Annotated in this window: 7 protein-coding genes and 1 pseudogene; 3 read left to right on the forward strand and 5 right to left on the reverse strand. The window is 67.7% G+C overall.

Annotated elements, in window-relative coordinates:
* The 4 genes and pseudogenes from ABZ396_RS02395 to ABZ396_RS02410 all read right to left on the reverse strand — a co-directional run.
* Positions 1-630: pseudogene (locus ABZ396_RS02395) on the reverse strand (collagen-like protein); the annotation flags it as partial.
* Positions 631-887: 257 nt separating this feature from the next.
* On the reverse strand, positions 888-1,493 hold the full coding sequence (gene rfbC / locus ABZ396_RS02400) for a dTDP-4-dehydrorhamnose 3,5-epimerase (RefSeq protein ID WP_358926783.1): 606 nt from the start codon (positions 1,491-1,493) through the stop codon (positions 888-890).
* Between the two features lie 260 nt (positions 1,494-1,753).
* On the reverse strand, positions 1,754-2,698 hold the full coding sequence (gene rfbA, locus ABZ396_RS02405; protein WP_358926776.1) for a glucose-1-phosphate thymidylyltransferase RfbA: 945 nt from the start codon (positions 2,696-2,698) through the stop codon (positions 1,754-1,756).
* Between the two features lie 281 nt (positions 2,699-2,979).
* Complete coding sequence (locus ABZ396_RS02410) at positions 2,980-4,803, reverse strand: phosphoenolpyruvate carboxykinase (GTP) (protein WP_358926777.1); 1,824 nt, start codon at positions 4,801-4,803, stop codon at positions 2,980-2,982.
* 368 nt (positions 4,804-5,171) lie between these two features.
* On the opposite strand from ABZ396_RS02410, the gene ABZ396_RS02415 reads away from it, so the two are divergent.
* The 3 genes from ABZ396_RS02415 to ABZ396_RS02425 all read left to right on the forward strand — a co-directional run bounded on the left by ABZ396_RS02415 (position 5,172) and on the right by ABZ396_RS02425 (position 7,560).
* Positions 5,172-5,888 (forward strand): hemolysin III family protein, encoded by a 717-nt coding sequence (locus tag ABZ396_RS02415; RefSeq protein WP_358926778.1) that lies wholly within the window; start codon positions 5,172-5,174, stop codon positions 5,886-5,888.
* Positions 5,889-6,162: 274 nt separating this feature from the next.
* Positions 6,163-6,804, forward strand: a complete 642-nt coding sequence (locus ABZ396_RS02420; protein ID WP_358926779.1) for a TetR family transcriptional regulator — start codon at positions 6,163-6,165, stop codon at positions 6,802-6,804.
* A 33-nt stretch (positions 6,805-6,837) separates the two neighbouring features.
* The gene (locus tag ABZ396_RS02425) at positions 6,838-7,560 is read left to right on the forward strand and encodes a Mut7-C RNAse domain-containing protein (protein WP_358926780.1); all 723 of its coding nucleotides are present in this window, start codon (positions 6,838-6,840) and stop codon (positions 7,558-7,560) included.
* Positions 7,561-7,579: 19 nt separating this feature from the next.
* Here ABZ396_RS02425 and ABZ396_RS02430 read toward each other — a convergent pair.
* Positions 7,580-7,767 (reverse strand): hypothetical protein (locus ABZ396_RS02430; protein WP_358926781.1); only part of this gene is annotated, 188 nt, incomplete at its 5' end.

Consider the following 7,767-nt stretch of genomic DNA (forward strand, 5'->3'; position numbering starts at 1 on the left):
GCCCTGCGTGCCCTGGTTGCCCTGGAAGCCCTGCGACCCCTGCACACCGACATCGCCCTGGAAGCCCTGGAAGCCCTGAGTGCCCTGCGTGCCCTGGAAGCCCTGCGACCCCTGCACACCGACATCGCCCTGGAAGCCCTGGAAGCCCTGCGTGCCCTGATTGCCCTGGAAGCCCTGCGACCCCTGCACACCGACATCGCCCTGGAAGCCCTGAGTGCCCTGCGAGCCCTGCACACCCGGGACACCCTGGAAGCCCTGGGACCCCTGCACACCCGGGACACCCTGGAAGCCCTGGAAGCCCTGGAAGCCCTGGGGGCCCTGGAGGCCCCCCGGCCCCGGAGGCCCGTCGTGACCGTCATGCCCGTCATGCCCGTCATGACCACCAGGGTCGCCCTTGTCACCCTTCGAACCCTTGACACCCTGCGGGCCCCGAGGGCCGGTCTTGCCGCGTGGGCCCTGCGGCCCACGGTCGCGGTCGCCTCCTTGCGGGGCACCCTTGTCCTTGTCGGCGCTCACGGCGCCGTTCGGGCCGGGCACCCCCACACTGCTGTTCGCGCCGGACCGGTGGATCGCGTCGGCGACGGCCACCGCACTCGGGGCGATGTTGAGCACGACAGCCAGCGCGCCCACCGAAACCATGGTGGCGGATTTCACGCGCGAACTTCGCATTGTTCTACGGCTCACTGAGAACCTTCCTCGCGAAACTTGGGGGAGTGACCACATCGCAAGCGCACGCACTGAGTGCGCTCATCCGACGGTGACCACTGGCAGAGCCATTGTTCACTTTCGGCGACGCAATGATTACGCAACGACCCCTGGCATAGTCCAATATCACCCGGGTGGCCGCAGTGAGCCGAAATGGCGCAGCGAGCGCCAAGAATTCCTACTCAGTGGAACTCGGCAACCGCGAGACTTCCGCGATACGCGCTGCACGCTTCGAACGAAGGCAGCAGGCCCTGCTGTTCTGCTTCCTCGAGCGTGGGCGCCGCCGCGTCCTTACCGGAAATGCACGGTACGAGATCCTCGGGCCAGGCGATGGCCAGCGACGGGTCGAGTGGATTGATCCCGAACTCCCGCTCCGGGGCGTACCCCTCCGAACACAGATAGACGACCGTGGAGTTGTCCTCCAGCGCCATGAAGGCGTGACCCAACCCTTCCGAGAGGTAGACACAGCGGTGTGTCGTGTCGTCCAGCTGAACGGCCTCCCATTTCCCGAAAGTCGGAGAACCGGTGCGGATGTCGACCACCACGTCGAGCACGGCGCCGCTGACGCACGTCACATACTTGGCCTGGCCAGGCGGGACCGACGCATAATGGATACCGCGGAGAGTGCCGCGAACGGAGCGGGAGCAATTGGCCTGTTCGAGTCGAAGCCCCTGGCCGACAGAATCGTGAAACCGTTCACTCTTGAACCACTCGTGAAATCGACCCCTGCTGTCGGCGAACACCGTGGGTGTGTCCACCCAGGCCCCTTCGATGCCAAGTGGTCTCACGTGATTACTTCCTTCCATAGCGCGGTTCTTGTTGCCGGTCACTACCTCCGCGTCTTCGGGACATCCGCCGCGGGGCTTCAGACCGCGCCCTACGGGGCGAGGGTGGCAGGGCGAGCCGCTCAACGCTGAAGTCGCCGCCGTCCACCCACTCCTTACGCAGAGTGGGCTGAGCAGCGGCGACCTGGTCGACCATATGAACGTCGCGGCCGAGTCCTGCCGCGGGCGGGACGTCGTGCGGCAGGCAGCGTCAAGTGCCGCCGTCACACAGGAGCGCCCGGCCCTGTTCGCAGCAGTTCTTCGGTAGGCGATCCGCCGCCCCTTTGGGGCATGACGACGTATCGGGAGTCCTCGAGCAGCCCCAGCAGATAGTGGCCGTATCCGCTCTTGAGCAGTGGCTGGGCCAGTTGCCGGAGCCTGTGGTCGTCGATCAGGCCGGCCCGCCAGACCGCCTCCTCGACGCAGCCGACCTTGAAGCCCTGGCGCTCCTCGATCACCCGGACGAATTCCGAAGCCTGAACCATGGAGTTGAAGGTTCCGGTGTCGAGCCAGGCGGTGCCTCGGTCCAGCCGGGTGACGTGCAGAGCGCCGGCTTCCAGATAGACGCGGTTGAGGTCGGTGATCTCCAACTCGCCCCTGGCGCTGGGCCGTAGGTCGCGGGCGATGTCCACGACGTGATGGTCGTAGAAGTACAGTCCGGGCACGGCGTACCGGGACCTGGGCCGGGCCGGTTTCTCCTCGAGGGACAGCGCTCGGCCTAGTTCGTCGAACTCCACCACGCCGTAGGCCGAGGGGTTGGCGACCTGGTAGGCGAATACCCTGCCGCCCTGCGGATCGCCGTGGCGGGCCAGCCGTGTGCCCAGGCCGCTGCCGTGGAAAATGTTGTCGCCCAGAATCAGGGCGACCGGCTCATCCTCGATGAAGTCGGCACCCAGTACGAAAGCATGAGCAATGCCCTCCGGGCGCTCTTGTGTCATGTATTCCAGCCGCAGGCCCAGTTGGGTGCCGTCGCCGAGCAACCGACGGAACTGGAACTGGTCTTCGGGGGTGGTGATGATCAGAATCTCACGGATACCGGCCATCACCAGTGTGGATAGCGGGTAATAGACCATGGGTTTATCGAAGACCGGCAGGAGTTGCTTCGACACCGAGCGGGTCAACGGCCAAAGTCGCGAGCCGGTGCCCCCGGCCAACAGGATTCCGCGCATGCCGTCACCATAGGCGAACTACCCATGAATCCGACCTTTTCGCACCCCGTGGCGCGCATGGGGGCAGACCCGATGCGGATCACGCGAAGCCACCGGCGTCGTGCCGTACACGAAAACAGGCCCGGTGCCCGCACCGTACGTCGTTGTAGGGTGCGGGCACCGGGCCTGTTCGTGATGTCGTCACCGCGGCCGGTCGTGGGACGTCGCAGGTCAGGGCAAGTCGGACCGACCGCGGAGTTCAGGGGCGGACGGCAGCCGCAAGACCGCCGTCCACTCGGAACTCATCCCAGGCGCTCCACCAGCGCCCGGTACTCGTCCCACAGTTCCTTCGGGGTGTGCTCGCCGAAGGTGTTGAGGTGCTCGGGCACGAGCGCCGCCTCCTCGCGCCACACGTCCTTGTCTACGGTGAGCAGGAAGTCGAGGTCGGCCTCGGAGAGGTCGAGTCCCTTGGTGTCCAGGGCGCCCTTGGCCGGCAGGATGCCGATGGGGGTCTCGACGCCCTCGGCGCGGCCGTCGAGGCGGTCCACGATCCACTTCAGGACACGGCTGTTCTCACCGAAGCCCGGCCACACGAACTTGCCCTCGTCGTTCTTGCGGAACCAGTTCACGTAGTAGATCTTCGGGAGCTTCGCCTGGTCCTTGTCCTTGGCGACGTCGACCCAGTGCCCCATGTAGTCGCCCATGTTGTAGCCGCAGAACGGCAGCATCGCGAACGGGTCGCGGCGCAGCTCGCCGACCTTGCCCTCGGCGGCGGCGGTCTTCTCGGAGGCCACGTTGGCGCCCAGGAACACCCCGTGGTTCCAGTCGAAGGACTCGGTCACCAGCGGTACGGCGGTGGCGCGGCGGCCGCCGAAGAGGATCGCCGAGATCGGCACGCCCTTCGGGTCCTCCCACTCCGGCGCGATGATCGGGCACTGCGCGGCGGGCACGGTGAAGCGGGCGTTGGGGTGGGCGGCCGGGGTCCCGGCCTCCGGCGTCCAGTCGTTGCCCTTCCAGTCCGTCAGGTGGGCCGGAAGCTCCTCCGTCATGCCCTCCCACCAGATGTCGTTGTCGTCGGTGAGCGCCACGTTGGTGAAGACCGCGTTGCCCCACAGCGTCTTCATCGCGTTGGCGTTGGTGTGCTCACCGGTGCCGGGCGCGACGCCGAAGAAGCCGGCCTCGGGGTTGATGGCGTAGAGGCGGCCGTCCTCGCCGAACCGCATCCAGGCGATGTCGTCGCCGACGGTCTCCACGGTCCAGCCGGAGACCGTGGGCTCCAGCATGGCGAGGTTGGTCTTGCCGCAGGCGCTCGGGAAGGCCGCGGCGACGTACTTGGACTCGCCCTGCGGCGGGGTCAGCTTCAGGATGAGCATGTGCTCGGCGAGCCAGCCCTCGTCCCGCGCCATGACGGACGCGATGCGCAGGGCGTAGCACTTCTTGCCGAGCAGGGCGTTGCCGCCGTAGCCGGAGCCGTAGGACCAGATCTCGCGGGACTCGGGGAAGTGCGAGATGTACTTGGTCTTGTTGCAGGGCCAGGGGACGTCCGCCTGGCCGGGCTCCAGCGGGGCGCCGAGGGTGTGCACGGCCTTCACGAAGAAGCCCTCTTCACCGAGTTCGTCGAGGACGGCCTGGCCCATGCGCGTCATCGTGCGCATCGAGGCCGCGACATACGCCGAGTCCGTTATCTCCACGCCGAGCGCGGACAGCGGCGAACCCAGCGGGCCCATGCAGAACGGGACGACGTACATCGTCCGGCCCTTCATCGAGCCACGGAACAGGCCCTGCCCGCCGGTGAAGATGTCCCGCATCTCCGCGGGGGCCTTCCAGTGGTTGGTCGGGCCGGCGTCCTGCTCCCGCTCGGAGCAGATGAAGGTGCGGTCCTCGACCCGGGCGACGTCGGTCGGGTCCGAGGCCGCGTAGTAGGAGTGGGGGCGCTTGATCGGGTCGAGCTTCTTGAAGGTGCCCTTCGCCACGAGCTCTTCGCACAGTCGCTCGTACTCGGCCTCGGATCCGTCACACCAGACCACACTGTCCGGCTGCGTCAGTTCGGCGATCTCGTTGACCCACGAGATGAGTTCCTGGTGCTTGGTGGGAATGACGGTGGGAGCCGCGATGTCGCGCGCCACGATTGCTCCTAAATGAGGGATTTTTTGATCTTTTTGGTCCGGTGAGGACCTTGTCGCCCCGTGGGGGCTGCGACCCGGATGCTTCACAGTGCTCGACTGTTTGGCGCTCATCCGGTGCCGACCGCACTCATTTGATCCTCCGACTCGATCAACCATCTGTCCAGAGGGAGTCACAGATGAGCGACGTGAGGAAGGCCACGGTCGCCGCATCCACCTGCGTTTCTTTGCGTCCACATTGAGTTCGTCTCAAGGTCTTTTTGCACGCCGACGTGACCTCTCCGGAGGGTCCGTGAGACGATGGCCACTCCTGGGTGGTCGTCGGCCGGGATTGACCCGTAACTTACGGTTCCGTAGGTACGATGCGATCCATGACTGCGTCCGCCCCCGACGCGCCTACGGACTCGCCGGCCGCCGGCCGCGCTTCCGGCGCGCTCTCTTCCCTGTCGCATCAGGTCAAGCCCAAGTTGCGCGGCTGGCTGCATCTGGGCATGTTTCCGGCCGTACTCGTCTCGGGCCTCGTGCTCACCGCTCTCGCCGACTCCCCACGCGGCCGCGTCGCCTGCGGGATCTACGTCCTGACGGCATGCCTGCTGTTCGGCGTGAGCGCGCTGTACCACCGGGGCAACTGGAGCCCGCGCATGGACGGCATCCTGCGCAGACTCGACCACGCCAACATCTTCCTGATCATCGCGGGCACGTACACACCGCTGACCCTGCTGCTCCTGCCGGCAACGCAGGGGCAGTGGCTGCTGTGGGGCGTCTGGGCCGCGGCGGCCGCGGGCATCGTCTTCCGGGTCTTCTGGGTCGGCGCCCCACGCTGGCTGTACACGCCCTGCTACATCACGATGGGCTGGGCGGCGGTCTTCTATCTGCCCGACTTCATGCGCACCGGCGGCATCGCCGTGCTGGTCCTGGTGATCGTCGGCGGTCTCCTCTACAGCGCGGGCGGCGTGATCTACGGCATCAAGCGCCCGAACCCGTCACCGCGCTACTTCGGATTCCACGAGGTCTTCCACTCCCTCACGCTGGCCGCGTTCGTCGTCCACTACGTGGGAATCTCCCTGGTGGCGTACCAGCACGCGTAGTCCCACCACCCTCTTCGAGTGGCCACGGCTCCCGAGCCGTGGCCATCTTTTTCATGCCCTGACAGCAGTCCCCGATTGGCAGGTACTAGATTTTGAGAGTTACTGCCATTTCATGGCTACTGTCACTCAGCTGGAAGAGACCCATCGGAACCCCCTCGCTGCTCACCGCGCTGCCGGCCGCCGCGTTCCTGCCCAACACACCGACCGGCCACCGCACCGAAGCGGAAGAGAACCAGGACCCGGCCGTGGCCCCCGCCACCTCCGATGCCGGACAATGACCAGCATGACGGCACCGCACACCTCCTTCTCCCCCGCCGACAATCCCCGGCTCGGCCTGCGCGAACGGAAGAAGATCAAGACCCGCGAGGCGATCCGCGAGGCGATGTACGCGCTGGTCGAGGAGCAGGGCTACGAGGCCACGACGATCGAGCAGATCGCCGAGCGGGCCGAGGTGTCGCCGTCGACCGTCTTCCGGTACTTCCCGACCAAGGAGGACATCGTCCTCACGGACGAGTACGACCCGCTGATCCTGGAGGAGCTCCACGCCCGACCCGCCGACGAACCGTGGCCGGAGTCCCTCCGCCATGTGATGCACCGGGCGGTCGCGCTGGGCATGAAGGACGCCCACTCGGTCTCCCGGCTGCGCACCCGGCTGATGGTCGAGGTGCCGGCGGTGCGCTCCCGGATGATGGAGAGCATGTCGGAGACCGGCCGGCTGCTGTGCCAGGCCATCGGCGAGCGCACCGGGCGCGACCCGAAAAGCCTGGAGGTGCGGGTCTACGCGATGTCCATCGTCGGCGGGCTGATGGAGACCTCGATGTACTGGGCGGAGCAGGACCACGAGCCCGAGTTCAAGGCCCTCGTCGACCGCGCCCTGAACGTCATCGAACACGGCCTGCCCCCGGAAAACCACTGAGGCCACGGCCGTCTTCCGTGCGATCCTGACCGGGTGAACGCATCCGAGATCCAGGTCGAAGTCGCCCCCGAGCTGCGTCTGTTCGTCCCGCACGCCCGCCGGGTGGGCGGGCATCCGCTCGCCGTCGACGGGGTCTCGACGCTCGGCCATGTGATCGAGTCCCTGGGCGTCCCCCTCACCGAGGTCGGCGCGCTGGTGGTGGATGGCCGGGAGGTCCCGGCCGCGCACATCCCGGCACACGGCGAGTCGGTGGCCGTCCGCGCGGTGCGGCGCCCCCAGGAGGTCCCGGGCGCCCCGCTCCGCTTCCTCCTCGACGTCCACCTCGGCACCCTGGCCCGCCGGCTGCGCCTCCTCGGCGTCGACGCGGCCTACGAGTCGACGGACATCGGCGACCCGGCCCTCGCGGCCCGCTCGGCGGCCGAGAAGCGCGTACTGCTCAGCCGCGACCGGGGCCTGCTGCGCCGCCGCGAACTGTGGGCCGGTGCCTACGTCTACAGCACCAGCCCCGAAGACCAGCTCCGCGACATCCTCGACCGCTTCGCCCCCGGCCTACGTCCCTGGACCCGCTGCACGGCCTGCAACGGCCTGCTGAGGAAGGCGACGAAGGAAGAGGTGGCGGACCAGCTGAAAGGCGGGACGCAGAAGTCGTACGACGTCTTCGCGCAGTGCGAGGAGTGCGGCCGCGCGTACTGGAAGGGCGCGCACCACCAGCAGCTCGAGGCCATCGTGGAGCGCGCCCTCGCCGAGTTCGCCTGAGGCGGTCCCGGTCCCGGGGTCAGTTGCGGCCCAGCGCCCGGTACTCCCAGCCGGCCGCCCGCCACTGGGCGGGGTCGAGGGCGTGTCTGCCGTCCACCACCCGGCGCCGGTTCACCACCGGTCTTTCCGGGCAGGGTGCCCGGTCCTTTAGGGCCGGGGTGAATGCCCGCTCCCGCGTAGCGGGGCAGGGGTAGCCGGATCGCCGCC

This window comes from Streptomyces sp. NPDC005866 (assembly GCF_040629895.1).
Classification (GTDB): domain Bacteria; phylum Actinomycetota; class Actinomycetes; order Streptomycetales; family Streptomycetaceae; genus Streptomyces.